Consider the following 1,384-nt stretch of genomic DNA (forward strand, 5'->3'; position numbering starts at 1 on the left):
GTCATATGGTAAGGTTATTGTGTAAGTCGAAAAAAGGAATGCCCCCGGCGCTGGCAAGAGCAACCGGGGGCAGTGGAAAACCTAGAGGATTCTCCATGACCAGTGTAACTCTAGCCGTGGAGGGAAAGCGATGGAATTCGTGGGATACCGGAACGCGAGACTTGTAGACGGCCTAGCAGGCACTGGGCGAATCATGACGAGACATGGCGAGGGAAGGACATTCGACCCTCTCCAATACGCGGTGCTCATGAAGATGGCAATTGGCACATATGACTGGCCTCTTGATGAACAGGCACAGAAGAAAAACGCGTTGCCACGCACGTACACTTTCGGGTGGCTCGCCCTTGCACAGGACCTAGGAATGACATTGCCTGATTCCGCGGACGATATAATTGTCGTATCCGGTGAGCCGCGTGTCCCGAAGAAGGAGACGCTGGCGATACAACGCATATGCAAGGCGGCGAAACGCTTGGAAGAAGCCGGACTGATTAAGTGCATCCGCAAAGGCAACGTACAAAGAAAAAATAATGCGGCGTGGTTGTTGACCATCGGCGATCCGGAAGAGAACCGTGAGGTTGAACGCTACGTGAGAGCGCACATGTACCTGTAACCCATAGCCCCGCTTCGGCGGGGCTATTTCTTGTATGTGTGCCGGTTTTTCGTGGGGAGAATGTCACGAGACAGGTTTCACGGATACCGTTGCACCAAGGCGGGGATGTGAACGGGTCAAAGGTGCATGTGCAGTCTTACGTAGGCTTCGACCTCGGCGTTTTCCTCCGGTGTGCCGATGGTGAGCAGCCAGACGGCATTGTTCTTGCGCTGCACGTTGCCCTTGCGCAGGCATTTGATGAGTCCTGCGGCTTCGAGCTTCTTGGCGATTTTGCTGATGCGGTTGTAGGCCAGCTGCTCGCGCTTCGGATTGCGCGGCTCATTGCCGATCGCCACGAGCTCGTCCATTGACTGTGGGAGCGTCATGCCCCAATCGATGGCGATTTTGAGCCAGCCGGAAGCGTAGGTGCGCGGCATCATGTGTTTCTCCTTGGCTGTCTTGTCCAGCGGCCAGTCAGCGGTGAGCCATGCCATGCGGCTGAGCAGGGCGTATTGCGCGAAGTCGAAGCTGCGTGCGCCCTTGTGGGTGACGGTGAGTTCACCTTGGCTTGCGAGTTCTTCGACTGCCAGCATGTTGCGGTATCCCATTTCACGGTCCATTTCCGACCTCCATGCCATGCGTTACAATGGTTTTGGAAGTCTTTGAGTGAGGCTTCATGTTTTACCTCCGCGGTGCCGTTAACACTGCGGAGGTTTTTTGTTCTGAAACACATTATACGCTAACTTGTAAACATTTGTGTATGGTGTGTTGTAGGCAGGGGTGCATATTAACCTT

The 1,384-nt window shown here is 54.6% G+C and carries 2 protein-coding genes; one reads left to right on the forward strand and one right to left on the reverse strand.

The genetic code is table 11. The features are described 5' to 3' along the window. Positions 1 to 193: 193 nt before the first annotated feature. Positions 194 to 610, forward strand: coding sequence for a hypothetical protein (locus DSM100238_RS09225; RefSeq protein WP_152356365.1), 417 nt, complete (start codon positions 194 to 196; stop codon positions 608 to 610). A gap of 116 nt (positions 611 to 726) precedes the next feature. On the opposite strand, the gene DSM100238_RS09230 is transcribed toward DSM100238_RS09225, so the two are convergent. Beyond that, the gene (locus DSM100238_RS09230; RefSeq protein ID WP_152356366.1) at positions 727 to 1,209 is read right to left on the reverse strand and encodes a helix-turn-helix domain-containing protein; all 483 of its coding nucleotides are present in this window, start codon (positions 1,207 to 1,209) and stop codon (positions 727 to 729) included. Positions 1,210 to 1,384 lie beyond the last annotated feature (175 nt).

This window comes from Bifidobacterium apri (assembly GCF_009299485.1).
Lineage (GTDB): Bacteria > Actinomycetota > Actinomycetes > Actinomycetales > Bifidobacteriaceae > Bifidobacterium > Bifidobacterium apri.